We start from the raw sequence: 25,534 nt of genomic DNA on the forward strand, positions 1-25,534 counted from the left end.
CGTTGCCGGGCCGGTAGAATCGCCGGACTATCTCTTAGGGACCCGAGACATGCCGTACCGCGTCTTATTCGGCAGTCTGTTGCTGTCGTTGTCTTTTAGCGCAGCCGCCGGGGGACCTGCTCCCGCGATCTCCTATACTCGCGACATTCAGCCGATCTTCACGGAAAAATGCGTGGCCTGCCACGCCTGCTACGACTCCGCCTGTCAGTTGAATCTGGGCAGTGGCGAAGGCGCAGCCCGCGGTGCGAGCAAACTGTCGGTGTACGACGGCGAGCGGCGCCAGGCCGCTGACCCGACCCGCTTGTTCTATGACGCCTCTGGCCCGCAGGCGTGGCAGCGCATGGGTTTCTATTCCGTGCTCGATGCCCAGGGCAGTCAGGCCGCGCTGATGGCGCGCATGCTTGAGCTGGGGCATCGCACGCCGCTGCAGCCTAACGCCAAGCTGCCGGAGGAAATCGTGCTGGGCCTGAACCGTGACAACAGTTGCCCGATGCCGGGGCAATTCGATGAGTACGCCGCCACGCATCCCAAGGAAGGCATGCCCCTGGCGGTCACTGGCCTGACCGACCAGCAATATCAGACCTTGCAGCGCTGGCTGGCCGCGGGCGCACCCATCGATCAGCAGGCGCTGGCGCCGAGCGCCGCTGAAGCCTTGCAGGTGGTGCAGTGGGAAAACCTGCTCAACGCCCCCGGCGCCCGGGAAAGCCTGGTGGGCCGGTGGCTGTTCGAACACTGGTTTCTGGCGCACATTTATTTCAAGGATGGCGAGCCGGGGCATTTCTTCCAGTGGGTACGTTCGCGCACGCCTACCGGCCAGCCTATCGACCTGATCAACACCCGCCGCCCGAACGATGACCCCGGCACCCGCGTGTACTACCGGCTCTGGCCGGTGCAAGGGGTGATCGTGCACAAAACCCATATCACCTACGGCTTGAGTGCGGCGAAGATGGCGCGGATCAAGAGCCTGTTCTACAGCGGCCGATGGCAGGTCACTGCGTTGCCGGGGTACGGGCCGGAGCGCCGGGCCAATCCGTTCTCCACCTTCGAAGCGATCCCGGCCCAGGCCCGCTATCAGTTCATGCTCGATAACGCCGAATATTTCGTACGCACGTTTATCCGCGGCCCGGTTTGCCGGGGCCAGATCGCCACGGACGTGATTCGCGACAACTTCTGGGCGTTGTTCCAGGCCCCCGAACATGACCTGTACATCACCGACCCGAACTATCGCGGCCAGGCCACGCCGTTGCTGGCGATGCCTGGGCAGAATGACGACGTGGGCAGCGTCCTGAGCCTGTGGCTGGACTACCGGGACAAGCGCAACGAGTACGAAGCCTTGCGTCGCGACAATTACGCCGACCTGCCGGCGCCCAGTTGGTCGACGCTGTGGGCCGGTAACGACAACGCCTTGCTGAGCATTTTCCGGCATTTCGACAGTGCTTCGGTCACCAAGGGCCTGATTGGCGAAGTGCCGCAGACGATGTGGCTGTTCGACTTTCCATTGTTGGAACGCACTTATTATCAGTTGGCGGTGAACTTCGACGTGTTCGGCAACGTGTCCCACCAGGCCCAGACGCGACTGTATTTCGACCTGATTCGCAACGGAGCGGAGCAGAACTTCCTGCGCCTGATGCCAGCCGATTCCCGTGAGGACTACCTCAACGATTGGTATCAGTCGGGCGGAAAATTCAAGATGTGGCTTGATTACGAGGCTATCGACGACGACAAACCGACGGCACTCATACTCGACGAGCGTGATCCCAAGCGTGACTTTGCCCGGCAATTGCTGCTCCGTTACGGCGACTTGAACGCTTGGCCCGATCCGATCAACCGTTGCGACGGCGCCTACTGCTCGCGCCCGAACATCGACCTGGCTCTGCAGAACGCCGAACAGGCCCTCAGTCGTCTGGTTTCGCGACCGGCGGCGGGTCTGAGCGTCATCCATCAGTTGCCGGAAGCGACCATGCTGCGCGTCGAAACTGTCAGCGGTCGCCGTGAGGTTTACAGCCTGCTGCGCAACCGCGCTCACAGTAACGTGGCATTTTTGCTGGGCGAGGCGCTGCGATACCAGCCGGGGCTGGACACCTTGACAGTCTATCCGGGCGTGCTCAGCAGCTATCCGAACTTCATGTTCAACATCCCCGCCGAGCAGGTTCCGGCCTTTGTCGACGCCATGGAAAGCGCCCGGGACGGGCAGGCGTTCGAGCGGATTGTCGAGCGTTGGGGGATCAGGCGCAGTCATCCGCAGTTCTGGCAGTACTTCCACGACCTGAGCCGGTATATCCAGGAGACGGAGCCACTGGAGACCGGCGTGCTGGATATGAACCGTTACCAGAACCTCTGACCAGGATATCCGGGCGCTTTCCCGACAAAAATACTAGGACTTTGTCCGGGGCGATGATTGGCGTAAACTGCCGACAAGCCTGCGAGGAGTTTCCATGACCGCCATTACCATTACCGATGCCGCCCACGATTACCTGGCTGACCTGCTGTCCAAGCAGAACACCCCAGGTATCGGGATCCGCATCTTCATCACCCAGCCCGGCACCCAGTACGCTGAAACTTGCATTGCCTACTGCAAGCCGGGGGAAGAGAAACCTGAAGACACCGCGCTGGGGCTCAAGAGCTTCACCGCGTACATCGACTCGTTCAGCGAAGCGTTCCTGGACGATGCGGTGGTCGACTACGCCACCGACCGCATGGGCGGCCAGCTGACCATCAAGGCGCCGAACGCCAAGGTGCCGATGGTCAACGCCGACAGCCCAGTCAACGAACGCATCAATTATTACCTGCAAACCGAAATCAATCCGGGGCTGGCCAGTCACGGCGGCCAGGTTTCGCTGATTGACGTGGTGGAAGACGGCATCGCCGTGCTCCAGTTCGGCGGCGGTTGCCAGGGCTGCGGCCAGGCCGACGTGACCTTGAAGGAAGGCATCGAGCGCACCTTGCTCGAGCGTATCCCGGAGCTCAAGGGCGTGCGCGACGTGACCGACCACACGCAGAAAGAAAACGCCTACTACTGATAGGTGTTCGCTGCGAATACAAAAAACGGCGCCCGTGAGCGCCGTTTTTTATGGGCGCGGATCCGACATCCCCGCAAGCTGACCCACCGCTTTCGCGAGCAAGCCCGCTCCCACATTGGGTCCGCGGTGATGTTCGATGTTTTTAATCGCCGCAAATCCCTGTGGGAGCGGGCTTGCTCGCGAAGGCTGCGTCACATTCAACATCAGCAGCTATCTGACCCACTGCTATCGCGAGCAAGCTCGCTCTCAAAGTTGTATTTTTCAGGGCCTGTAGAGATGCGCATGCCCGGCGCGGTACAGCGACGAGTCACTGAACACATCATTGCCCAGCACACGCCCCACCAGGATCAGCGCCGTGCGCCGAAAGCCCTTGGCCTGGACCTTCTCGGCAATATCAGCCAGCGTACCCACCACCCAATCCTGATCCGGCCATGTCGCCCGGTGAATTACCGCGATCGGGCAATCCGCGCCGTAGTGGGGCAGCAGTTCGCTGACGATTTTTTCCAGATGATTGACGCCCAGGTGAATCGCCATGGTTGCCCCGTGCTGCGCCAGGCTGCCCAGTTCTTCGCCGGCGGGCATCGCGGTTTTGTCCGCGTAGCGGGTGAGGATCAGGCTTTGGGACACGTCCGGCAAGGTCAGTTCGGTGCCCAGCAGGGCGGCGCAGGCTGAGGTCGCGGTCACACCGGGGATGATCTCGAATGGGATGTCCAGTTCCCGCAGGCAGCGAATCTGCTCGCCAATGGCGCCGTACAGGCTCGGGTCGCCGGAGTGCACCCTGGCCACGTCCTGGCCCTTGAAATGAGCGGTCTTGATCAACTCGATAATCTGCTCCAGGTGCAGCTCGGCGCTGTTGATCACCTGTTCGGCGCTGTGGCCTTCCAGCACGGCTGTGGGCACCAGGGAGCCGGCGTAAATGATCACCGCGCAGCTGCGGATCAGTCGCTGGCCTTTGACAGTGATCAGTTCCGGGTCGCCAGGGCCGGCGCCAATGAAATAAACGGTCATGACCGGTTCCTAAAGGTGAGTGGGCGACCCTTTGAATGAAGATCGCTCATGATCCAGGGCGCGAATTATCGGGGTTTACGACGTGACCGCCAATGCCAGCGTGGCGCTTGGGGTCTTTTGGCGAGGAATCAGCAGCGTCGCGGGCGCCGCGCCCAACCGGTCGGCCAGCGCCAGGGCGGCGCTTTCGGCGACGCCATAGCAACCGGTGTGCTCAAACGCGATTTCAGAGCGGTGACTGAGCCGCTGCTGATAGCTGGACAACTGCCTGGCATTGAAGCAGGTCAGCGGCAACTTCAGTTGCTCGGCCAGTTCCAGCAGACCCGGCTCGTCACGCTTGAGGTCAATACTGGCCAAGGCGCGAACCCGGGAGAGCTCAATGCCATGCGCCAGTAAGGTCTGATCAAGCAATGCCCGCAATGTGCTGGCCGGGCAGCCGCGCTGACAGCCCAGGCCGACCACCAGGATCGGCCCAGCCCTCATGCGTCGTGGTGAGCCTGGTCGCCGCGACGGAACAACCATGCGCTAACCAGGCCCAAGGCCAGCCAGAACGCGACGTTGGTCACTTGCGAGGCGAGCTTGAATTGGCTTTCAAGTGCTTCGGGCGCCAGCATCGAGTGGACCTCAGGCTGCGGCGCACCGATGACATGGGGCACCAGCAAGGTGGCCACGCCCAACAGTTTGAGCAACCAATGCCTGCCGAAGACCATCAGGGCGATGCCCACCGCCGTGGAGGCCGCCGTGCCGATCCACCACATCTGTCGCTGGGCCAGATCGGCCGCCGCCGTACCGGGCAACTCCGGTGGCAGGCCAAGGGTCGGTGCCAGAACGAAGGTGGCGTAGCCGGCCAGCCCCCAGAGCAAGCCTTGGGACGTGCGAGTCGGCGCACGCAAGGTGTACAAGCCGGCCAACATCAGGGCGAAACCCACCGCGACCACCAGATTGCCGCCTGTAGTGGAGAGCACTCGCTGCCAACCGTCTTCCGGTTCCCACGCTTCGCCGTCATGGGCATGAGCAACCCCAGGGGCGTGCTCATGAAGCTCGGTGGCCGGTGCGCTTTCGTAGGTTTCGGCCTGCAGAATCAGCGGCGATACCCAGAAACTCTGGAGGAGGGTCAGCAGCAGGGCGGCCAGCAACCCGCTGAAACCGGCAGTTTGGGCGATACGCTTGATCATGTCGTCAGGTCTCAATGGCACGGAAATGCGGCGCTGTGGCGGGTGTCGTGGGCCGCGTTGTGCACCGCTTCGATGTGGGAGAAACCGGCGAAATAGACCAGGCCCGCGCCGAGGATCGAGGCGAAGATCGCCGCGCTCAGGCGCTGGCTCAGGGTCGTGGAGCTGCTGGCGGTACGGGCGGTGCTGCTGATGGTCGACATGGCGCTTCCCTATGGTCTTGTCATCGGGTGAAGCGAGCGCAATGAAACCCCGGGCGCAGGCCCGCCAAGGTTCGAACAGCGCCCGCCCACCGCGGGTTTGTTGATGCATGAGTCATGGGCCGGTCTCCGGGCTCGCGAGGGGCAGGGCTTGTGCCTGGCCGACAAGCGTCACCTTCCCATGCCGTGAGGCACAGTGGATCTGACGCTTCTCTCGCTTACCGTTGCGGGGGCAGCACCGGACTGACGTGGCCTTGAAGTAAAGCACACGATTCACCGGTTTCCCGTTTCACCCTGTGAAGGGCACCCAAAACTAGGCGCACAGGAGAGCATGGGCGGGGGTTGGGCGTCAATTGGCTGATACCCGTTGCGCCCATCGCGAGCAGGCTCGCTCCCACAGTTGAGCTTTGTTGAACATGAATTTTGTGAACGGCGAAATTTACTGTGGGAGCGAGCCTGCTCGCGATAGGGCCCGCAAGACACCCCAGAACTCACCTGCGGACATTGACCCGCTCCCACACCCTGCGTAGCCTTGCGCCTTCGAGGTTCTTCGGCATTGGCCGAAGCTAAGAAGGGAACGCGGTCCAAGCCGCGGCTGCCCCCGCAACTGTGAACGGTGATGTTGTTGCAAAGCCACTGCGCATGCTCTTTTACCAAGGGTGCACGGGAAGGCGCAGCCACTGCCAGTCGAATGACTGGCCCGCCATCAGCCAGGAGACCTGCCTCGACACAGATTCTCACTACAACCGGGCGGGGTGATCCGGTGGCGAAATCTTCCGCGTGCGCCTATGCGTGCGGGTTGTCGTCCCGTTTGCCCGCCACCTTGCCAAAGGGCATCCGATGAAAACACTGGCCAAACTCCCTGTCACCATCGTCACCGGTTTCCTCGGCTCGGGTAAAACCACCTTGCTGCGGCACATGCTCGACAACGCCCAGGGCCGCCGCATCGCCGTGATCGTCAATGAGTTCGGCGAGCTGGGCATCGACGGCGAGATCCTCAAGCAGTGCTCGATCGGCTGCACCGAAGAAGAAGCCAGCGGTCGCGTCTATGAATTGGCCAACGGTTGCCTGTGCTGCACCGTGCAGGAAGAGTTTTTCCCGGTGATGCGCGAGTTGGTGGCGCGGCGCGGTGACCTCGATCACATCCTCATCGAAACTTCCGGCCTGGCCCTGCCCAAACCGCTGGTCCAGGCTTTCCAGTGGCCGGAGATCCGCAGCGCCTGCACCGTCGATGCGGTGATCACCGTGGTCGACAGCCCGGCCGTAGCCGCCGGCACGTTCGCTGCGTTCCCGGACCAGGTCGATGCCCAGCGCAAACTTGACCCGAATCTGGACCATGAATCACCGCTGCACGAGCTGTTCGCCGATCAACTGGCGAGCGCCGACCTGGTGATCCTCAACAAAGCCGACCTGATCAGCCCTGAAGACCTGGCCAAGGTGCGCCTGGAAGTGGCCGAGGAGCTGCCGCCGGCGGTCAAGGTCATCGAAGCCAGTAGCGGTCGCCTGCCCCTGGAAGTGCTGATCGGCCTGGGCGCCGGCTCCGAGGAGCACATCGACAGCCGCCACAGCCATCACGATCATCACCATGACGGCGACGATGATGACCATGATCATGACGCGTTCGACTCCATTTCCATCGAACTGCCCCAGGCCGACGAAAGCCTGCTGCTGGACGCACTGACTCAACTGGTGGTCCAGCACGGCGTGCTGCGGGTCAAGGGGTTCGCGGCGATTCCCGGCAAGCCGATGCGTTTGCTGATCCAGGGCGTGGGCACGCGCTTCGACAAACATTTCGACCGCCAGTGGGGCGCCGATGAAGCTCGGGTGACCCGCCTGGTGCTGATCGGCCAGGCGCTGGATGCCAAGCTGCTCGAAGCGCAATTGCGCGCCGCCCTCAGCGTCTAAGCCATGCACCTGCTCAGGACCCAGCCCGGCGGATTCGTGGCGGACGACAACATTGCCGATCTCGGACAAACCCCCGCCGAGCTGGTGATCCTGTGCAGCGGCGACTCTAGCCTGGCGTTGCTGGCCGAAGCGGCGCGGCAGTTGCCCGACGACTATCCGCAGTTTCGCCTCGCCAACCCGATGCAGGTGCAGAACCACGCCTCGGTGGATCTGTATTTCGACGACGTGTTGCGTCACGCCAAGGTCATCCTGCTCTCCCTGCATGGTGGCATCGGTTATTGGCGCTATGGCATAGAACGTCTGATGGAACTGACCGGGCGTGGGGTGAAGCTGATCCTGGTGCCGGGAGACGATCGACCGGACCCGGAGCTCAGCGACCTGAGCAACGTGCCCAATGAGGATCGGGACCGGCTCTGGCAGTTCCTGCGCCAGGGAGGTTTGGGCAATGCCCTGGATCTGTTCCGTAACCTGGCCAGCCAATGGTTCGGTCGCGACTATCCTTGGAGCGAACCCCAAGCCCTGCCGCGTACGGCGATCTACCATCCGCAAACAACCAACGCCACCCTGAGCGATTGGCAAAGCGACTGGCGGGCCGAGCAGCCGGTGGCGGCGGTCCTGTTTTATCGCTCTCACTTGCAAGCGGCGAACACGGCGTTCATCGACGTGTTTTGCCAGCGCCTGCACGCGGCGGGGCTCAATCCCTTGCCCATTGCCGTGGCGAGCCTCAAGGAGCCCGGTTGCCTGGTCTTGGTCGAAGACTGGCTGGATGAGGTGGCGGCAGGCGTGATCCTCAACACCACCGGCTTCGCCCAATCGAGCCCCGAAGCGCCACACATGCGACCGTTTCGCCGCAATATCCCAGTGATCCAGGCGATCTGCGCCCAGGACAACGAGCCCGGCTGGCGCGCCAGTGAGCAAGGCCTGGGCCCGCGGGATCTGGCGATGCACATTGCCCTGCCGGAACTGGACGGGCGGATTATCAGTCGCCCCATCAGTTTCAAGGACCTGGCCTGGCGCAGCGAGCGTAGCCAGAGCGATGTGGTCTGCTACCGGGCCGCGCCCGAGCGCATGGATTTTGTCGCTGAGTTGGCGCGGCGCTGGACCACCCTGGCGTGCCTGCCCAATTCGCAGAAGCGCGTGGCGCTGATCCTCGCCAACTACCCGACCCGGGATGGGCGCATCGGTAACGGCGTCGGCCTGGACACCCCGGCCGCGGCGGTGAATATCTTGCGGGCCATGCAGGCCGAGGGCTACCCGCTGCCGGCCGAACTGCCGGGGAGCGGCACTGCGCTGATCCAGCAATTGCTCGGTGGGGTCAGCAATGATCTGGACAGCCTCGACCTGCGTCCATGTCACCAGAGCCTGGCCCTCGATGCCTACCAGGCCATGTTCGACGCGCTGCCCGAGGCCAATCGCCAAGCAGTGCTGGAGCGCTGGGGCGCGCCCGAACAGGATCCGATGTTCCGCGATGGCCGGCTGATGATCGCGGGTGTGCGCCTGGGCCTGACGTTTGTCGGTATCCAGCCGGCCCGGGGTTACCAAGTCGACCCGAGTGCCGTTTACCACGACCCGGACCTGGTGCCGCCCCATGGCTACCTGGCGTTTTATTTCTGGCTGCGTCACACCTACGGCGTCCACGCGCTGATTCATGTCGGCAAGCACGGCAACCTCGAATGGCTGCCGGGCAAGGGCGTCGGGCTGTCGGAAAACTGCTGGCCGGATGCGCTGCTGGGACCGTTGCCGAACATCTATCCGTTCATCGTCAATGACCCGGGCGAGGGCGCCCAGGCCAAGCGTCGCACCCAAGCCGTGATTATCGATCACTTGATGCCGCCGCTGACCCGGGCCGAAACCTATGGGCCGCTGCGTAACCTTGAACTGTTGGCTGACGAATACTACGAAGCGCAACTGCTCGACCCCCGCCGCGCCCGGGAATTGCAGCGAGACATTCTGAATCTGGTGCGCGAAACCCACATCGACCGCGAGTTGCAACTGGACGGCGACGCTGACGTGGCAATCTGGCTGCCGCGGCTGGACACCTACTTGTGCGATCTGAAGGAGTCGCAGATCCGCGACGGCCTGCACATTTTCGGCGAGTCACCCACACAACGGTTGCGTATCGACACCTTGCTGGCGTTGCTGCGCATTCCCCGGGGCGATGGCAAGGGCGCGCAGTCCAGTTTGCTGCGGGCGCTGGCCAAGGCCTTCGCGTTGGGTTTCGATCCGCTGGATTGTGCGCTGGCCGAACCCTGGACCGGCGCTTGTCCTGACGCCTTGCGTCGGATCAGCGGCGAACCTTGGCGTACCGCTGGCGATACTCGGGAGCGTTTGGAATTGTTCGCCGGGCAATTGATCGAGCAGGCGCTGGAAGGGGTGGTCGAGCAACTTCAGGCACCGGGTTGGGAGACGGTGAACAGCATTATTGAAAACCTGCGCGGCGTCGTGGCGCCGCGTCTGGACGCCTGCGGTCCGGCGGAAATGCGCGGTTTGCTCGATGCCTTGAGCGGGCGCTTCGTGCCGGCCGGCCCCAGCGGTGCGCCCAGTCGCGGACGCCTGGATGTGCTGCCCACCGGGCGCAATTTCTTCTCGGTGGACGTGCGCAACCTGCCCACCACCACTGCGTGGCGTATCGGTTTTCAGTCGGCGAACCTGATCCTCGAACGGCACTTGCAGGATCACGGTGATCACCTGCGCCAGCTCGGTCTGTCGGTGTGGGGCACCGCCACCATGCGCACCGGCGGCGACGACATTGCCCAGGCCATGGCGTTGATGGGCGTGCGTCCGGTGTGGGCCACGGGCAGCCAGCGAGTCGACGATTTCGAGATTCTGCCGTTGACTCTGCTGGACCGGCCGCGGGTCGATGTCACGCTGCGGGTCTCCGGGTTCTTCCGGGACGCCTTTGCCAATCTGATCCGCCTGTTCGATGCGGCGGTGCAGGCCGTCGCCGCCCTCGACGAACCGGACGACATGAATCCTTTGGCGGCGAAGGTGCGCAGCGAGCGCCAGGCCTTGTTGGAATCGGGCCTTGAACCCGAGGTCGCGGCCCGTCAGGCCGGCTGGAGGATTTTCGGCGCCAAGCCCGGCGCCTACGGCGCGGGTGTGCAGGGCGCTATCGACGGTCGTTTGTGGCAGAGCCGCGAAGACCTGGCGCAGGTCTACCTGAGTTGGGGCGGCTACGCCTACGGCGCCGGCGATGAAGGCACTGCCGCCCGGGAGCAGTTTTCCCGGCGCTTGAGCCAGGTGCAGGCGGTGTTGCAGAACCAGGACAATCGCGAACACGACCTGCTCGATTCCAACGATTACTACCAGTTCCAGGGCGGTATGTTGGCGGCGGTGGAGACCCTTGGGGGCGAAACGGCGGCCAGTTACCACGGCGATCACAGCCAGCCGGACTTGCCCAAAATCCGCACGTTGAAAGAAGAGCTCAACCGCGTGATTCGTTCCCGGGCGGCCAATCCGAAGTGGATCGACGGGGTCAAGCGCCACGGCTATAAAGGTGCGTTTGAACTGGCGGCGACGGTGGACAACCTGTTCGCCTTCGACGCCACCACGCAGTTGATCGACGATCACCAGTACGCCTTGCTGGCCGAGGCTTATCTGCTGGACCCGGACACTCGGGATTTCGTCCGCCAGCACAACCCCGATGCCTTGCGCGACATGACCGAGCGCATGCTCGAAGCGCAGCAGCGAGGGATGTGGCAGGAGCCTGGGGAGTATCGTGAGGCGCTGGAGAACTTGTTGTTGGACATCGAGGAGGATGGCTGATTGTCTAGCCAGCCGGCCATGCGCAGAACTTGTGGCGAGGGGATTTATCCCCGCTGGGCTGCGAAGCGGCCCCACAAGATCAACCCGGTAGAACTGACACACCCGAGCTGCGGGGGATCGCTTCGCGATCCAGCGGGGATAAATCCCCTCGCCACAAAGACTTTCTCCAAACCGACCTTACCGACCACCTTTGAGAATCGACCATGACCGACATCCCTCATTTCCCGCTCTGCGCCGTGGTCGGGGCCGATGACCTGAAACTGGCCCTGTGCCTGGCCGCGATCGATCCGAAAATCGGCGGAGTGCTGATTGAAGGCCCGCGCGGCATGGCCAAATCCACGCTGGCCCGGGGCCTGGCGGATCTGCTGGCCAGTGGTCAGTTCGTCACCTTGCCCCTGGGCGCCACCGAGGAACGTTTGGTGGGCACCCTGGATCTGGACGTGGCCCTGGGGGAAGGGCGCGCGCAGTTCTCTCCGGGCGTGCTGGCCAAGGCCGACGGTGGCGTGTTGTACGTCGATGAAGTGAACCTGCTGCCTGATCATCTGGTGGACCTGTTGTTGGACGTGGCCGCCAGCGGCACCAACCTGATCGAGCGCGACGGTCTCTCACACCGGCATCCGGCGCGTTTTGTATTGATCGGCACCATGAACCCGGAAGAGGGTGAATTGCGTCCGCAGTTGCTCGACCGTTTCGGCCTGAACGTGGTCTTGGACGGTCACACCGCACCGGTGGAGCGCGGGCAGATCATTCGTCGGCGGCTGGATTTCGACAGCGATCCGGCAGCGTTCTGCGCGCAGTGGGAACCGACCCAACAGCAACTGCGCGAACGCTGCCAGCAGGCTCGCGACCGGTTGATGCAGATTCCTCTGGATGACCAAGCGTTGGCGCAGATCACCGAGCGTTGTTTTGCTGCCGGGGTCGATGGCTTGCGCGCCGACCTGGTCTGGCTGCGGGCCGCCCGCGCCCATGCTGCGTGGCGCGGGGCGGAGGCCATTGCCGTTGAAGACATTGATGCGGTCGCCGAGTTTGCCTTGCGTCATCGCCGGCGCGAACCTTCGGCCCCTGCGCCGTCCCAGGCGCCGCCAGCCACCGCCGATCAAACCGCCAGGCCTGACGATGGTCAGGGCCAGTGGGGTGACCTGCCGGCCCGGGCATTGCCCACCGGTCCTCGGCGTGACGTGCCGAGTTGGCCAAAAAAGCCCTAGGCATTCGCCCCCGTTCGCCCGCGGGGGTGAATGCCAGACCCCGTGCGGGACGCTTGGATCAGGGGCGCCAGGGCCGCAGCAAAGCGGCGGCCAGCGGGGCGGTGAACTGGCCGGGCACCTTGCTCGTTGGCCGTCCACGCCTGCGCGAAGACCTGCGTTTTCAGCAACGCCATCGTTCGCCCCATGAGCTGTGGCTGGTCATCGTCGACGCCTCGGCCTCGACTCGTCGTCATCAAGCCTTGAGCGATGGCAAAGGCCTGCTGGCGCAACTGTTCGATGACGCCTACCGCCAACGCGCCCGGCTGGCGCTGCTGACGGCCAGCGGCAGCGCACCGGCCTGGAAGGTGCAAGGGCTCAAGGCCTCGGCCGGGCTACGGGACTGGCTTGACGGGTTGGGCGCCGGCGGTGGCACGCCGTTGCTGGCGGCGCTGAACGAGGCCGGACGCTGGTTGGCCGCCCGGCGCAAGCGCTACCCGACAGAGCAACAGCGGCTGTTGCTGATGACCGATGGGCGAGTCAAAGAGCAACTGACACTGCCGCCCCTGGATTGCCCATGCCTGTTGATCGACATCGAGCGCGGACCGATTCGCCTGGGCCGGGCCCGGCAATTGGCGGGGCAGTTGGGGGCGCTGTATCGGCATATTGATGAAGGGCTACCGGGCTCGGATGTTCGCTGACTGACAGGGCCTCATCGCGAGCAGGCTCGCTCCCACATTTGTTCTGTGGTGAACACACGGATCGATGAATCCCCTGTGGGAGCGAGCCTGCTCGCGATAGCATCGCCTTGGTGTCAGATCCGCACGCTCAATAAGCATCACTGCTCTATGCTCAGGCAGTCCCTCACAGGAGTGAACCATGCGCGTACTCGTCACCAACGCCCAGGACGATTTTCGGGTCAAGGCCTATGCTGGCACCAACGGTGTATTGCTCGCCATGGACCTGGCTGAACCCCGGCGCAAAGGGTTGCTCGGCTTTGCCATCGAGAAGCAGCACGGCGCCAAACCCTGGCTGTTCCTGTTCAACAGCCTGACCTTCCCCGACAAGGTTCACACGTTCCCGCAGTTTCGTGCCACGCCGAGCGATAAAGCACCGCTGCAGAAGTTTCGCTGGGCCGACTACGCCATCAACCCCGGCGTGGCCATTCACTACCGCGTGCACTTGGCCTATGGCAGCCCTGACGCGCCGCAACTGGGGGAATCACTTGAGGTGTCGGTGACCAGTGACGATGGTCAGCCAAGCAACCAGGGGGTCATCTTCAACCGTGCCGTGGCGGCCAGCCAGGCCTTCCAGCGCAAATTCCCCGAGTTGGACGCGTTGATCGACGCCAACAAAAACCTGTCCATCGATGACTGGCCCGACGCGCCGCGCCGCTGGCTGGAAAATGGTCTGCTGGGACGCTTGACCGGTTTCATCGACCGGGCCCTGAACGCCAGCTGGGCCCTGGACGTTGCGATTTATGAATATGAACTGCCGGTGATCGTCGCGTCTGTGAACGCAGCGTTCGCACGGGGCGCGCGGGTCCGAGTGCTGTACCACGCCGAGCCGGGAGACGATGGCACATTGCGCAACGAAGCCAGCCTCGCAGCACTGCCGGCGGCCAACAAGCGTGGGCGTGTCACGCACAATATTTTCCACGACAAGTTCATCGTGCTGAGCAAGGTCGACGACACCGGCTCATTACACCCCGAGGCCGTGCTGTGCGGCAGTACCAATTTCACCGCCAATGGCGTCTACCGCCAGGCCAACGTTATTCATGTGCTCGACGACCCGCGGGTCAGCGACAGCTATCGCCAGGTGTTCGAGCAGATCTGGGCCGCACCCGAGGACGTGGGGGCCACGCGTCAGTGGATCAATCGGAACAACCCCATGGCTCCCGAGGAGCCATTGTTCACCGGGTTCTCACCGCGTACCGGAGAGGGCGATCTGGATCGTTTCGTCGATATCATCAATGGCGCTCGCAAGGACCTGCTGTTCGTCACCGCCTTCGCCTTGCCCGACCGGATCCTCGATGCCTTGCTCGGCCAACCCAACGACGACGTGCTGCGTTACGGCCTGCAGAACACCACCAGCCGCATCACTGGCTTTCATGCTGACCGCACCGCCGAATTCGCCGCCACCGCGTTGCTCAATACCGGCCTGGAGGGCTGGCTCAGGGAAACCATGAAAGGTCAGAAAGGCAATCTGCTGGTGCACACCAAAGCGGTCGTCACCGACTTCACCAGCGACATGCCGACCATCATCAGCGGCAGCCACAACCTGAGCGCCGCGGCCAGCAGCGGCAACGACGAGAACTACCTCATCATCCAGGGCGACACCGACCTGGCCGACCGCTACGGGCTTGAGTTGCTGCGCTTCTATGAGCATTACCGCTTTCGCTATTTCGCAAAAAAACTGGCGCTCAAGCAGGTCAAGCCGCTAGCTGTGGATGACAGCTGGACGGACGACTATTACCGCGAGGGGGATTTGCGGAAGTTGTCCAGAGTGAGGTTTTGCGGACGCTAGGTGCAGGCGTCGACCCCGGGGCGGGTCTATTGCCTCACACCTGGTGGAAACAAAAGTTACAAACGCAAATAGAGCGATGATTTGCATTTCCTGGAACATCGCCGACCAATTGTGGGAGCGAGCCTGCTCGCGATAGCGTCAGGTCATTCAACATCAACACTGACTGAGACTCCGTCATCGCGAGCAGGCTCGCTCCCACAGAATACTTGTCTGCTAGTGCAAGATAACCACGCCGTTATCGAAGCGTTGCTCGCAACCTTACGAGCTTCCTTGCCCGGCGGGTGGTGCACACGGTTCGCAGTCGCTGACGTAACCAGTGCAAGTCACGACGCGGCGAACGAGGCGGCCGCCTGGGTTTGGTTCGGCCGATGTGTTCGGCAAAGTTCCAGGTCAGCGAGCCCTGATCGCCGACGCCCTTGAGCTTGCGGCGTAATTTGCCATCCTTATAGAACAGCACAGTGGGTGTCCCGGTGACGTCCGGGTGCCGGGGTGATTCGTCGGTACTCAATTTGTAGATCACCGCCCGATCCTTGAACGTCTCGGCCACCCTGCAAAACAGCGGCTCGGCCCAGCTACAGGCGTAGCAGTGCGGGTGGCCGAAATAGAAGACCACCGGGCGCCAGGTCTTGAGCGCCTTGCGATAGTCCTTGGCTGAGGCGATGTGAGTGATGAATGAACTCATGGCTCGCTTCCCTTCATCGACACGGGTACTCGCAACCATAAGCAACACGGCCGGGCATCGCTACTGTCAGAGTTGACAGTTCAGCGGCTCCGTTTTGGTGCGAAAAAGTATCGTCGGCACCCTGTATGGGGCCTTGCTACCCGGCGGCTGTAGCCAACAGTAGCAGTCCCGGGGCATGTGCCGGCGCCCCTGTTGATCCCTCTGCGCCTGCCATCTTTCTGATTTCATTGGCTTTCCATTTTTCTTACCTCCCCGCCGCCAGCCTGTGGCACACTTTCTGCTGTCTATTCCGTTGTTACATACTAAGTTCCGGTATAGCGGAATAAACTGACTCAGGAGTGCTTGCCATGCATCGCCGACCTTCCTTGTTCAAAGCGTGTGTTTTTATCTTCGCGGCCACGACGGCTGCCATGGGTGTCGCTCAAGCGGCGGACAGCAAGCTTGATAGCGTGCTGCAGCGCGGCAAATTGATCGTCGGCACGGGCAGCACCAATGCGCCGTGGCACTTCCAGGGAGCGGATGGCAAGTTGCAGGGGTTTGATATCGACATCGCGCGAATGGTCGCCAAGGGCCTGTTCAATGACCCGGAAAAGGTCGAGTTTGTGGTGCAGTCGTCCGATGCGCGCATTCCGAACCTGTTGACCGACAAGGTCGACATGAGCTGCCAGTTCATCACCGTCACCGCCAGTCGCGCCCAACAAGTGGCGTTTACCCTGCCGTACTACCGTGAAGGGGTGGGCCTGCTCCTGCCAGCCAACAGCAAGTACAAGGAAATCGAAGACCTCAAGGCCGCCGGCGATGACGTCACCGTGGCCGTGTTGCAGAACGTCTACGCTGAAGAGCTGGTGCATCAGGCACTGCCCAACGCCAAGGTCGACCAATACGACAGCGTCGATCTGATGTACCAGGCGGTGAACTCCGGCCGCGCCGACGCCGCCGCTACCGACCAGTCTTCGGTCAAATACCTGATGGTGCAGAACCCCGGTCGCTATCGCAGCCCGGCCTATGCCTGGAGTCCACAAACCTACGCCTGCGCGGTCAAGCGCGGCGACCAGGACTGGTTGAACTTCGTCAATACCACCCTGCATGAAGCCATGACCGGTGTGGAATTCCCCACCTATGCGGCATCGTTCAAGCAATGGTTTGGCGTCGAGCTGCCGTCGCCGGCCATTGGTTTCCCCGTCGAGTTCAAATGATCCCGTGAGCCCGGGGCGTCCTTTGAAGGCGCCCCGTTGAAGGTACTGTCGACCATGAATTATCAGTTGAACTTTGCCGCCGTCTGGCGCGATTTCGACACCTTGCTGGCGGGGCTCGGCCTGGGGCTTTCCCTGGCGCTGGTGTCCATCGCCATCGGTTGCGTGATCGGCCTGCTGATGGCCTTCGCGCTGCTGAGCAAGCACCGCGCGTTGCGGGTGCTGGCCTCGGTCTATGTCACGGTGATCCGCAATACGCCGATCCTGGTGCTGATCCTGCTGATCTACTTCGCGTTACCAAGCCTGGGTATTCGCCTGGACAAAATCCCCTCATTCGTCATCACGCTCTCGCTGTACGCCGGAGCCTATCTGACCGAAGTGTTCCGTGGCGGGCTGCTGAGCATTCACAAGGGCCAGCGTGAAGCGGGGCTGGCCATCGGTTTGGGCGAGTGGCAAGTCAAGGCCTACGTCACCGTGCCGGTGATGCTGCGCAACGTGTTGCCTGCCTTGTCGAATAACTTCATTTCGCTGTTCAAGGACACCTCATTGGCGGCGGCGATTGCCGTGCCGGAGCTGACCTACTACGCCCGCAAGATCAACGTGGAAAGCTACCGGGTCATTGAGACCTGGCTGGTGACCACGGCCCTGTATGTCGCGGCCTGTTACCTCATTGCCATGCTGTTGCGCTATTTCGAGCAGCGCCTGGCGATCCGCCGTTAGGAGTGTTCCATGTACGAATCCCCCAGTTGGTTACATGAGTTGTGGGTCGCCCGGGAGACGCTGTGGGCCGGGTTCCTGACCAGCGTGCAGTGCTCGGTGCTGGCGATTTTGTTAGGCACGCTGATCGGCCTGTTCGCCGGGCTGGTGCTGACTTACGGCCGCTTCTGGATGCGCGCGCCGTTTCGTTTCTACGTCGACGTGATTCGCGGCACCCCGGTGTTCGTGTTGGTGCTGGCCTGCTTCTACATGGCCCCGGCCCTGGGCTGGCAGATCGGCGCATTCGAGGCCGGCGCCTTGGGCTTGACACTGTTTTGCGGCTCCCATGTGGCCGAGATCGTGCGCGGTGCCTTGCAGGCCTTGCCCCGTGGGCAGATGGAGGCAAGCCAGGCCATCGGCCTGACGTTCTTCCAGGCGCTGGGTTACGTGCTGTTGCCCCAGGCGCTGCGGCAGATCTTGCCGACCTGGGTCAATTCCTCCACCGAAATCGTCAAGGCTTCGACCCTGTTGTCGGTGATCGGCGTTGCCGAACTGCTGCTCAGCACTCAGCAGATCATCGCCCGGACCTTCATGACCCTGGAGTTTTACCTGTTCGCCGGTTTTCTCTTTTTCATCATCAACTACGCCATCGAATTGCTCGGGCGGCACATTGAAAAGCGGGTGGCTTTGCCATGACTGACGTTTCGAATCTCTCCCATACGGGGCTCTCCAACACCCAACCGCTGCTGGATATTCGCGGTCTGCGCAAACAATACGGCCCGGTGGAAGTGCTCAAGGGCGTGGACCTGAGCATGCAGCGCGGCAATGTCGTCACCCTGATCGGCTCCAGTGGCTCGGGCAAAACCACGCTGCTGCGTTGCGTGAACATGCTCGAAGAATTCCAGGGCGGGCAGATCGTGCTCGATGGCGAGGCCATCGGCTATGACGAGGTGGGCGGCAAGCGTGTGCGCCACCCGGAAAAAGTCATCGCCCGGCACCGGGCCATGACCGGCATGGCCTTCCAGCAATTCAACCTGTTCCCTCATTTGACGGCGTTGCAGAACGTCACCCTGGGCCTGCTCAAGGTGAAAAAACTGCCCAAGGACCAAGCCGTGGCCCTGGCCGAGAAATGGCTGGAGCGGGTTGGCCTGCTGGAGCGGCGCGATCATTTTCCCGGTCAGTTGTCCGGCGGCCAGCAGCAGCGTGTGGCAATCGCCCGGGCGATTGCCATGAACCCCAGCCTGATGCTGTTCGACGAAGTGACCTCGGCCCTGGACCCGGAACTGGTGGGCGAAGTGCTGAACGTGATCAAGGGGCTGGCCGAAGATGGCATGACCATGCTGCTGGTGACCCACGAAATGCGCTTTGCCTTCGAGGTGTCCGACAAGATCGTGTTCATGAACCAGGGCCGCATCGAAGAGCAGGGCCCGCCGAAGGAACTGTTCGAACGGCCGCAGTCGCCGCGGCTGGCTGAATTTCTCAAGAACACCCGTTTTTAATTCTATTGAACCTTTGATGGCTACAAGCAAGGAGAAACACCCATGAGCATTACGCGCTACGGCACCGGCAGCACCGCAGGCGGCGGCCAGCCACGACCCTTCGCCCGGGCCGTGGAGGCCGACGGCTGGCTGCACGTGTCCGGTCAGGTGCCGGCGGTGAACGGCGAGATTATTGTCGGCGGGATCGTCGAGCAGACCCACCAGACCATGAAGAACCTGATCGCGATTCTTGAAGAGGCCGGTTATGGCCTTGAAGATGTGGTGCGCTGCGGTGTGTGGCTGGAGGACCCGCGGGACTTCTGGAGTTTCAACAAAGTATTTGGCGAATACTTCAGCCCCGAACATGCCCCGGCCCGGGCTTGTGTGCAGGCCAATATGATGGTTGATTGCAAGGTCGAGATCGATTGCATCGCCTACAAGAAAAAGGCTTGAACCGTTGTAGGAGCTGCCGAAGGCTGCGATCTTTTGATCTTGATCTGTCGGGCTTTCGCTCAAGGCTCAATTGACTGGGGAAAGATCCCAGCCTCGTTACACTCGACAGCGCCTACGACCAATGAACGGGAATGCAATAAATGACCGAAGACACCATCAAGCGCCGGGCCCGAGGGTTGGACCGGGCGTTCGATATCCTCGATTTCCTCAAGGAAATCGGCCAGCCGTTGCGCCCCAATGACATCGCCAGCGGCATCGGCAGCCCCAAGTCCACGGTCTACGAACTGGTGGCGTCGCTGCTGGAGCGACGCATCCTGGAGCCGGTGGGCAAGGACGGTCACGTCTATCTGGGTCGCCAGTTGTACTTTCTCGGGCAGGCGCACCTGCGGCATTTCGACCTGAGTCGCGAGGCCGATCACGCCTTGCAGGAAATTGTCAGCCAAACCCGGGAAACCGCGCAGATGTGCCTGCTCAACGGGCGCAAATACACGGTGGCGCTGATGAAGGAAGGGGAGCGGCATTTTCGCATTTCCTCGGACATCGGCGAGAACGCGCCGATTCCCTGGACCGCATCCGGACGCCTGCTGCTGGCGCATCTGAGTGACCAGCAGATCATCGACCTGATCGACCCCGACGACTTCATCCTGCCGGACGGCGAGCGCTTGCCTCTGGAGCGATTTCTCGCAGAGATCCGGCAGGCCGGCCTCGATGGATTTTTCTCCTTCGACAGTGTGGCCGACACCTTCACCCACTGCTTCGCCGCGCCGGTCAAAGACGCCAATGGCGTGGCCATCGCGACCCTGTGCATCGTCGCCCCACGGGCCGACGCCAAGAACAACTACGCCGACTACCGCCGGGTGCTGATCGAAAGCGCCAACAACCTGGCCCGTCGCATCAATGAATAGACAGCCACGGCTGTGTGAGGAGTTCGAACATGTCTTCTGCCATTCATAACGCTGGCGTGGAGAAGGGGGCCGCCCAAGCGGGCGATCACCTGCTGCAGGATATCAGCCTGCCGGCGCTGGTTTTGCATCGCCAAGCGTTGGAGCACAACATTGGCTGGATGCAAAAGTTCGTTACGGACAGCGGCGCCGAACTGGCGCCCCACGGCAAGACCAGCATGACCCCGGCGCTGTTTCGCCGCCAACTGGAGGCCGGCGCTTGGGGACTGACCCTGGCCACCGCGGTGCAGACCCGTGCCGCTTACGCCCATGGCGTGCGCCGGGTGCTGATGGCCAACCAATTGGTGGGCACGCCAAACATGGCGCTGATCGCGGATTTGCTGACAGATCCAGCGTTCGAATTCCATTGCATGGTCGACCATCCCGACAACGTGGCTGACCTGGGGGCGTTCTTCGCCTCTCGCGGGGCGAAGTTGAACGTGATGATCGAATACGGTGTGGTCGGCGGCCGATGTGGCTGCCGGAGCGAGGCCGAGGTGCTGGCCCTGGCCGAGGCGATCGGGGCGCAACCGGCGCTGGCGCTGACCGGTATCGAAGGCTACGAAGGCGTGATCCATGGTGACCACGCCATCAGTGGCATCCGCGCGTTTGCCGCGTCCCTGGTGGGGCTGGCGGTGCAACTGCAGGACAACGGTGCGTTCGCCATCGACAAGCCGATCATCACCGCCTCGGGTTCAGCCTGGTACGATCTGATTGCCGAGTCCTTCGAGGCGCGGAACGCCCACGGACGTTTCCTCAGTGTGTTGCGCCCCGGCAGTTATGTGGCCCATGACCATGGCATCTACAAAGAGGCCCAGTGCTGCGTGCTGGAACGGCGCAGCGACCTGCACGAAGGCCTGCGCCCGGCCCTGGAGGTTTGGGCCCACGTGCAATCGCTCCCCGAGCCTGGCTTTGCGGTGATCGCCCTGGGTAAACGCGACGTGGCCTTTGATGCCGGACTGCCGGTGCCGCTCAAGCGTTACGAGCCCGGTTCGGACTCGGTAGCGGGGCAAGCGCTGAGCGGTTGCAAGGTGACGGCGGTGATGGACCAGCATGCGTTCATGAGCGTGGCGCCGGGGGTGGCGTTGCGGGTTGGCGACATCATCTCGTTCGGCACGTCGCATCCGTGCCTGACCTTCGACAAGTGGCGGGTGGCGTGTCTGGTGGATGAGCAGTTGCGGGTGGTCGAGTGCATGGAGACGTGTTTCTAGCCTTGAAACCGAGTCGCGGCTATCGCGAGCAGGCTCGCTCCCACAGTGGGGGCGGTGGTGAACACAGGATTTATGTTCACCAATATCCCCTGTGGGAGCGAGCCTGCTCGCGATAGCGGCCTGGCAGACACTATCGAAATATCAGGATCGCCCATGAGCTACCCCAACCCGAAACCCCGCATTGCCCTGATCGGCGAGTGCATGATCGAACTGCAGCAACGCGCCGATGGCAGCCTGCAACAAAGCTTCGGCGGCGACACCCTGAACACCGCTGTGTATTTGTCCCGCGCCCTCGGCGACAAGGGCGCGGTGGATTACGTGACTGCCCTGGGTGACGACAGTTTCAGCGATGCCATGTGCCAGAGCTGGGCGGCTGAAAATATCGGCCTGGACAGGGTTCAGCGCCTGCCCGGCCGCTTGCCGGGTTTGTATTGCATCCAGACCGACGCGGCGGGCGAGCGGCGGTTTTTGTACTGGCGCAACGAGGCGGCGGTGCGTGATTGCTTCACCACCCCGGCCGCCGCACCGATCCTGGCGGCGCTGCCGGACTATGACGTGCTGTACTTCAGCGGCATCACCCTGGCCGTGCTCGGCGAGCAAGGCCGCAGCAAACTCATCGAAACCCTGATCCAGGCCCGCCGGCGCGGGGCAGAGGTGGTGTTCGACAATAACTACCGGCCAAGGCTGTGGGTTTCGGTGGAGGCTGCCCGTGCGGCCTATCGCAGTGTATTGCCTTACGTGGAACTGGCGCTGCTGACGGTGGATGACGAACAGGCGCTGTTCGGTTATGCCGACAGCGATGAAGTGTTCGCCGCGTACGCGCAGCTAGGCACTTCGGAAGTCGTGCTCAAGCGCGGTGCCGAACCCTGTCTGATCTGTTGTGATGGGGAGTCTTTCCAGATTCCTGCCCGGCGGGTGGAGCGGGTAGTGGACACGACGGCGGCGGGGGACTCATTCAGTGCCGCTTACCTGGCAAGCCGTTTGCTGGGTGGCAGCCCGGTGGAGGCCGCCGAGGCTGGGCACCTTCTCGCGAGCCGGGTGATCCAGGTGCCGGGGGCGTTGATGCCCAAGTAATAGCTGGGCACAAAACCTGTGGGAGCGAGCCTGCTCGCGATAGCGGTGGGTCAGCTTGCAGAAATATTGACTGTGCCGCCGCCATCGCGAGCAGGCTCGCTCCCACAAGAGCCAGGCTCAGGGTCAGTCCCGGTAAAACACCTGCACCAGGTGATACCCGAACTTGCTCTTGATCGGCCCATGCACCACCCGCAGAGGCTTTTTGAAGATCACGGCATCGATTGCACCGACCATCTGCCCGGGCCGCACTTCACCCAGGTCACCGCCGCGTTTGCCCGAGGGGCAGGTGGAGTATTTCTTGGCCAGTACATCGAAGGCTTCGCCCTTGGCGATGCGTTGCTTGAGCTGTTCGGCTTCTTCGGCGGTTTTCACCAGGATATGGCGGGCTTGGGCTTTCATTGCAGCAGTGACCTGAACGGTGCGACGGGCCGGCGATTATGCCTCAAGTCAGGCGCCATGGTTGATCATCGTCCGAATCTTGTTCGCCAGCAGATCAAGGGTGAACGGCTTGGCAACCATGTCCATGCCCTGCTCGAGAAAGCCCTGGCGCTCGGCGGCTTTTTGCGCATAACCGGTCATGAACAGCACCTTCAGATCGGGCCGATGCTGACGGGCTATTTCTGCCAGTTGCCGGCCATTCATGCCTGGCAGGCCGACATCGGTCACCAGCAAGTCGATGCGCCGGCTGGAATCCAGTAGCGCAAGGGCGGCCTTGGCGTCCTGGGCTTCAAGGGCGGTGTAACCCAGGGAGTCGAGCAGATCGAGCACCAGCATGCGCACGGCCGGTTCGTCTTCGACCAGCAATACGGTTTCCCCGGCGATTGCGGCCGGCGCATTCTGCGCTACCGGCACCGCAGTCTGCTGGACAGACGCGACGTACAGCCGCGGCAGGTACAACTGCACCCGCGTGCCCTGGTCCGGCACACTGTCCAGGCTCAGCAGCCCACCCGACTGTTGGGCAAACCCGTAGATCATCGACAGGCCCAGGCCGGTGCCCTGGCCGATGGGTTTGGTGGTGAAGAACGGATCAAAGGCCTTGGCCAGCACGGAAGGAGTCATGCCGCTGCCGTTGTCGCTGACGGCAATCATCACGTAATCACCGGCCTTGACCGGTTCCAAGGCATTGAGGTCATCACGGTCGAGGTAGACGTTGGCGGTTTCGATAGTCAACTCGCCACCTTCTGGCATCGCGTCCCGAGCGTTGATCACCAGATTGAGCAGGGCGTTTTCCAACTGGCTGGCATCGGTGCTGACCGGCCACAGTTCATCGGCCAACTGCAGGCGCAGCACGATGTGATCGCCGGTGGTTCGGCTCAGCAAGTCTTCAAGTGAACGTACCAGGTCATTGGGGTCCAGCGGTTTGCGGTCCAGCGACTGGCGTCGGGAAAACGCCAGCAGGCGGTGCGTCAAGGACGCCGCACGGTTGGCCGAGGCGACCGCCGCTTCGGTAAAACGACCGATCTCGGCGGTGCGGCCGCTGGCAATGTAGCGCTGCATCAGGTCGAGGCTGCCGAGAATGCCGGTGAGCATGTTGTTGAAGTCATGGGCAATGCCGCCGGTGAGTTGGCCCACGGCCTCCATTTTCTGAGCGTGGCGCAGCGCCTCCTCGGCACGTTCGCGTTCGAACATCTCGTTTTGCAGGCGGTGGTTGGCTTCAGCCAGCTGCTGGGTGCGGGCGATGACGCGTTCTTCGAGCGTTTCGTTGAGGTTGCGCAGGGCCTCTTCGGTTTTCTTGCGCTCGGTCTCGTCGATCACAAAGATGTAGAAACCGTTCACCGCGCCGTCGGCCCCATGGCGCGGCAGGTAGTTGATCAAGGCATGGCGGGGGCGGCCGTCGCGATGATCCGACTGCGCGGTGAAGCTGCACGGCTTGCCTGCCAGGGCGCCGGCGATCTGCTCGGCGCGGGCGGCGTAGGCTGAGTCGCCGAGCACTTCGCGAATGGTCTTGCCGTAAAGCTCCTGGGGTGTCAGGCCATACCAGTCCAGATAGGCGCTGTTGTTGAGGCGAAAACGTTCTTCCCGGTCCACATAGCTGATGAGGATCGGCATGGCATTGATGATCAGCTGCAGTTCGGTCTGGCTCTGGCGCAGGGCCTGCTCGGTACGCTTGCGTTCGGTCAGGTCCAGGGCCGCGCCGAGGAAGCGTTTGGGCCGGCCGTGGCGATCCTTGTAGCAACGACCACGGACGAACACCCAGCGCAGTTCGCCATCAGGCCGCAGGAGACGATATTCCTCGGCATATTCGGTGCCGTGGGTGATGCAATGCTTGATGCTGCGGGTGACCATGGCCCGGTCTTGCGGATGCACGCCTTCAAGGTAGGCGCTGATGGGCAACTGACGCGACAGGTTCGGGTCGACGCCATGCAGCGCCGCGAAGTGCTCGTCGGCAACGAAACGGTCTTCGCTGATGTCCCAATCCCAGGTGCCGAGTGTGTCGGCGGCGGCCAGGGCCAGTTGCAGGCGTTCCTCGCTTTCCTGCTGGGCCTTGAGGCTGGCCTCTGAGCGTCGCTCGAACTCCAGGGCCAGGCGTCGCCGTTCACCGGTCTCGATGGCAGTGACCAGAATCCCGGCCACCGCGCCGTCTTCGTCGTGCACGGGGCTGTAGGTCAGGTCCAGCCAGACATCGCAAAGGCGGCCGGCGAAGGGCACCCGCCAATGCTGATCGCGACAGGTGTGCGTGCGCCCTTGCAACACGTTGTGATAAATCGGCCCGCTCACGTCTTTGAGTTCGGGCCATGCTGAATGGGTCGGTTGGCCGAACGCCTGGGGGTGTTTGTCGCCAGTCAGACGGCTAAAGGCGTCGTTGTAGAAATGAATCAGCTGTGGCCCCCACAGCAGGGACATCGGCAGCGGCGAGTGGAGCACGATATCCAGGGCGGTACGCAGGCTCTGGGGCCAGGTTTGGGCAGTGCCCAGCGGGCTGTTGGCCCAGTCGCGTCGGGCGAACAGGCTCTGTATGTCAATGCCGGCGGGTGTTGCGTTCATCACGCTAGCCCTGCAAATCGTGTCGCAGCCACGGTGTCTACTATCCT

General features: G+C 62.6%; 22 protein-coding genes and 2 riboswitches. Of the genes, 15 read left to right on the forward strand and 7 right to left on the reverse strand.

The genetic code is table 11. The features are described 5' to 3' along the window. Positions 1–49 precede the first annotated feature (49 nt). Positions 50–2,341: a fatty acid cis/trans isomerase gene (locus BMY45_RS07085; protein WP_092396055.1), complete on the forward strand. Its 2,292-nt coding sequence runs from the start codon at positions 50–52 to the stop codon at positions 2,339–2,341. A 94-nt stretch (positions 2,342–2,435) separates the two neighbouring features. Next, a complete protein-coding gene (gene nfuA, locus BMY45_RS07090; protein WP_003182850.1) occupies positions 2,436–3,020 on the forward strand; it encodes a Fe-S biogenesis protein NfuA in 585 nt (194 codons plus the stop codon). 261 nt (positions 3,021–3,281) lie between these two features. Here nfuA and cobM read toward each other — a convergent pair whose 3' ends face one another. From cobM to BMY45_RS07110, 4 genes are all read right to left on the reverse strand, one after another. After that, positions 3,282–4,028: a precorrin-4 C(11)-methyltransferase gene (gene cobM / locus BMY45_RS07095; RefSeq protein ID WP_092396057.1), complete on the reverse strand. Its 747-nt coding sequence runs from the start codon at positions 4,026–4,028 to the stop codon at positions 3,282–3,284. A gap of 75 nt (positions 4,029–4,103) precedes the next feature. Then, on the reverse strand, positions 4,104–4,508 hold the full coding sequence (locus BMY45_RS07100) for a cobalamin biosynthesis protein (RefSeq protein WP_092396059.1): 405 nt from the start codon (positions 4,506–4,508) through the stop codon (positions 4,104–4,106). Continuing rightward, positions 4,505–5,200, reverse strand: a complete 696-nt coding sequence (locus tag BMY45_RS07105; RefSeq protein ID WP_092396061.1) for a CbtA family protein — start codon at positions 5,198–5,200, stop codon at positions 4,505–4,507. The genes BMY45_RS07100 and BMY45_RS07105 overlap by 4 nt, the downstream gene beginning before the upstream one ends. 11 nt (positions 5,201–5,211) lie before the next feature. Beyond that, positions 5,212–5,400 carry a CbtB domain-containing protein gene (locus BMY45_RS07110; protein WP_047227828.1) on the reverse strand — a complete coding sequence of 63 codons (189 nt, stop codon included), beginning with the start codon at positions 5,398–5,400 and terminating at the stop codon, positions 5,212–5,214. Between the two features lie 99 nt (positions 5,401–5,499). Further along, positions 5,500–5,723, reverse strand: a riboswitch (cobalamin riboswitch). 200 nt (positions 5,724–5,923) lie between these two features. Next, a riboswitch (cobalamin riboswitch) is annotated at positions 5,924–6,139 on the forward strand. A gap of 98 nt (positions 6,140–6,237) precedes the next feature. On the opposite strand from BMY45_RS07110, the gene cobW reads away from it, so the two are divergent. The 5 genes from cobW (at position 6,238) to BMY45_RS07135 (ending at position 14,774) form a co-directional block, all read left to right on the forward strand. Then, complete coding sequence (gene cobW, locus BMY45_RS07115; RefSeq protein ID WP_092396063.1) at positions 6,238–7,302, forward strand: cobalamin biosynthesis protein CobW; 1,065 nt, start codon at positions 6,238–6,240, stop codon at positions 7,300–7,302. 3 nt (positions 7,303–7,305) lie between these two features. Beyond that, positions 7,306–11,067 carry a cobaltochelatase subunit CobN gene (cobN, locus tag BMY45_RS07120; RefSeq protein WP_092396065.1) on the forward strand — a complete coding sequence of 1,254 codons (3,762 nt, stop codon included), beginning with the start codon at positions 7,306–7,308 and terminating at the stop codon, positions 11,065–11,067. A gap of 203 nt (positions 11,068–11,270) precedes the next feature. Further along, positions 11,271–12,272: a magnesium chelatase ATPase subunit I gene (locus BMY45_RS07125; RefSeq protein ID WP_092396067.1), complete on the forward strand. Its 1,002-nt coding sequence runs from the start codon at positions 11,271–11,273 to the stop codon at positions 12,270–12,272. 26 nt (positions 12,273–12,298) lie between these two features. Further along, complete coding sequence (locus BMY45_RS07130) at positions 12,299–12,949, forward strand: vWA domain-containing protein (protein ID WP_256573629.1); 651 nt, start codon at positions 12,299–12,301, stop codon at positions 12,947–12,949. Between the two features lie 178 nt (positions 12,950–13,127). After that, positions 13,128–14,774, forward strand: a complete 1,647-nt coding sequence (locus BMY45_RS07135; RefSeq protein ID WP_092396069.1) for a phospholipase D-like domain-containing protein — start codon at positions 13,128–13,130, stop codon at positions 14,772–14,774. A gap of 235 nt (positions 14,775–15,009) precedes the next feature. On the opposite strand, the gene BMY45_RS07140 is transcribed toward BMY45_RS07135, so the two are convergent. Then, positions 15,010–15,456, reverse strand: coding sequence for a thioredoxin family protein (locus tag BMY45_RS07140; protein ID WP_092396071.1), 447 nt, complete (start codon positions 15,454–15,456; stop codon positions 15,010–15,012). 347 nt (positions 15,457–15,803) lie between these two features. Between BMY45_RS07140 and BMY45_RS07145 the strand changes: the two genes are divergently transcribed. The 8 genes from BMY45_RS07145 (at position 15,804) to BMY45_RS07180 (ending at position 22,502) form a co-directional block, all read left to right on the forward strand. After that, positions 15,804–16,652, forward strand: coding sequence for a transporter substrate-binding domain-containing protein (locus BMY45_RS07145; protein WP_092396073.1), 849 nt, complete (start codon positions 15,804–15,806; stop codon positions 16,650–16,652). Between the two features lie 54 nt (positions 16,653–16,706). After that, positions 16,707–17,369, forward strand: coding sequence for an amino acid ABC transporter permease (locus tag BMY45_RS07150; RefSeq protein ID WP_092396075.1), 663 nt, complete (start codon positions 16,707–16,709; stop codon positions 17,367–17,369). A 9-nt stretch (positions 17,370–17,378) separates the two neighbouring features. Continuing rightward, positions 17,379–18,041 (forward strand): amino acid ABC transporter permease, encoded by a 663-nt coding sequence (locus tag BMY45_RS07155; protein ID WP_047227835.1) that lies wholly within the window; start codon positions 17,379–17,381, stop codon positions 18,039–18,041. Beyond that, positions 18,038–18,844 (forward strand): amino acid ABC transporter ATP-binding protein, encoded by an 807-nt coding sequence (locus BMY45_RS07160; RefSeq protein ID WP_092396077.1) that lies wholly within the window; start codon positions 18,038–18,040, stop codon positions 18,842–18,844. Before BMY45_RS07155 ends, BMY45_RS07160 begins: the two co-directional genes overlap by 4 nt. 42 nt (positions 18,845–18,886) lie before the next feature. Next, a complete protein-coding gene (locus tag BMY45_RS07165) occupies positions 18,887–19,276 on the forward strand; it encodes a RidA family protein (protein WP_047227837.1) in 390 nt (129 codons plus the stop codon). Between the two features lie 140 nt (positions 19,277–19,416). Further along, a complete protein-coding gene (locus BMY45_RS07170; RefSeq protein WP_092396079.1) occupies positions 19,417–20,181 on the forward strand; it encodes an IclR family transcriptional regulator in 765 nt (254 codons plus the stop codon). Positions 20,182–20,210: 29 nt separating this feature from the next. Then, positions 20,211–21,428 carry an amino acid deaminase gene (locus BMY45_RS07175; protein WP_092396081.1) on the forward strand — a complete coding sequence of 406 codons (1,218 nt, stop codon included), beginning with the start codon at positions 20,211–20,213 and terminating at the stop codon, positions 21,426–21,428. Positions 21,429–21,581: 153 nt separating this feature from the next. Continuing rightward, entirely contained in the window at positions 21,582–22,502 is a 921-nt protein-coding gene (locus BMY45_RS07180; protein ID WP_092396083.1) for a sugar kinase, read from the forward strand. 123 nt (positions 22,503–22,625) lie between these two features. On the opposite strand, the gene BMY45_RS07185 is transcribed toward BMY45_RS07180, so the two are convergent. Both BMY45_RS07185 and BMY45_RS07190 read right to left on the reverse strand, forming a co-directional pair. Beyond that, complete coding sequence (locus BMY45_RS07185; protein WP_019690952.1) at positions 22,626–22,901, reverse strand: peptidylprolyl isomerase; 276 nt, start codon at positions 22,899–22,901, stop codon at positions 22,626–22,628. Positions 22,902–22,949: 48 nt separating this feature from the next. Then, positions 22,950–25,487, reverse strand: coding sequence for a PAS domain-containing protein (locus BMY45_RS07190; RefSeq protein WP_092396085.1), 2,538 nt, complete (start codon positions 25,485–25,487; stop codon positions 22,950–22,952). Between the last annotated feature and the right edge of the window lie 47 nt (positions 25,488–25,534).

The sequence above is a fragment of the Pseudomonas sp. NFACC39-1 genome, assembly GCF_900110355.1.
GTDB lineage: Bacteria > Pseudomonadota > Gammaproteobacteria > Pseudomonadales > Pseudomonadaceae > Aquipseudomonas > Aquipseudomonas tehranensis.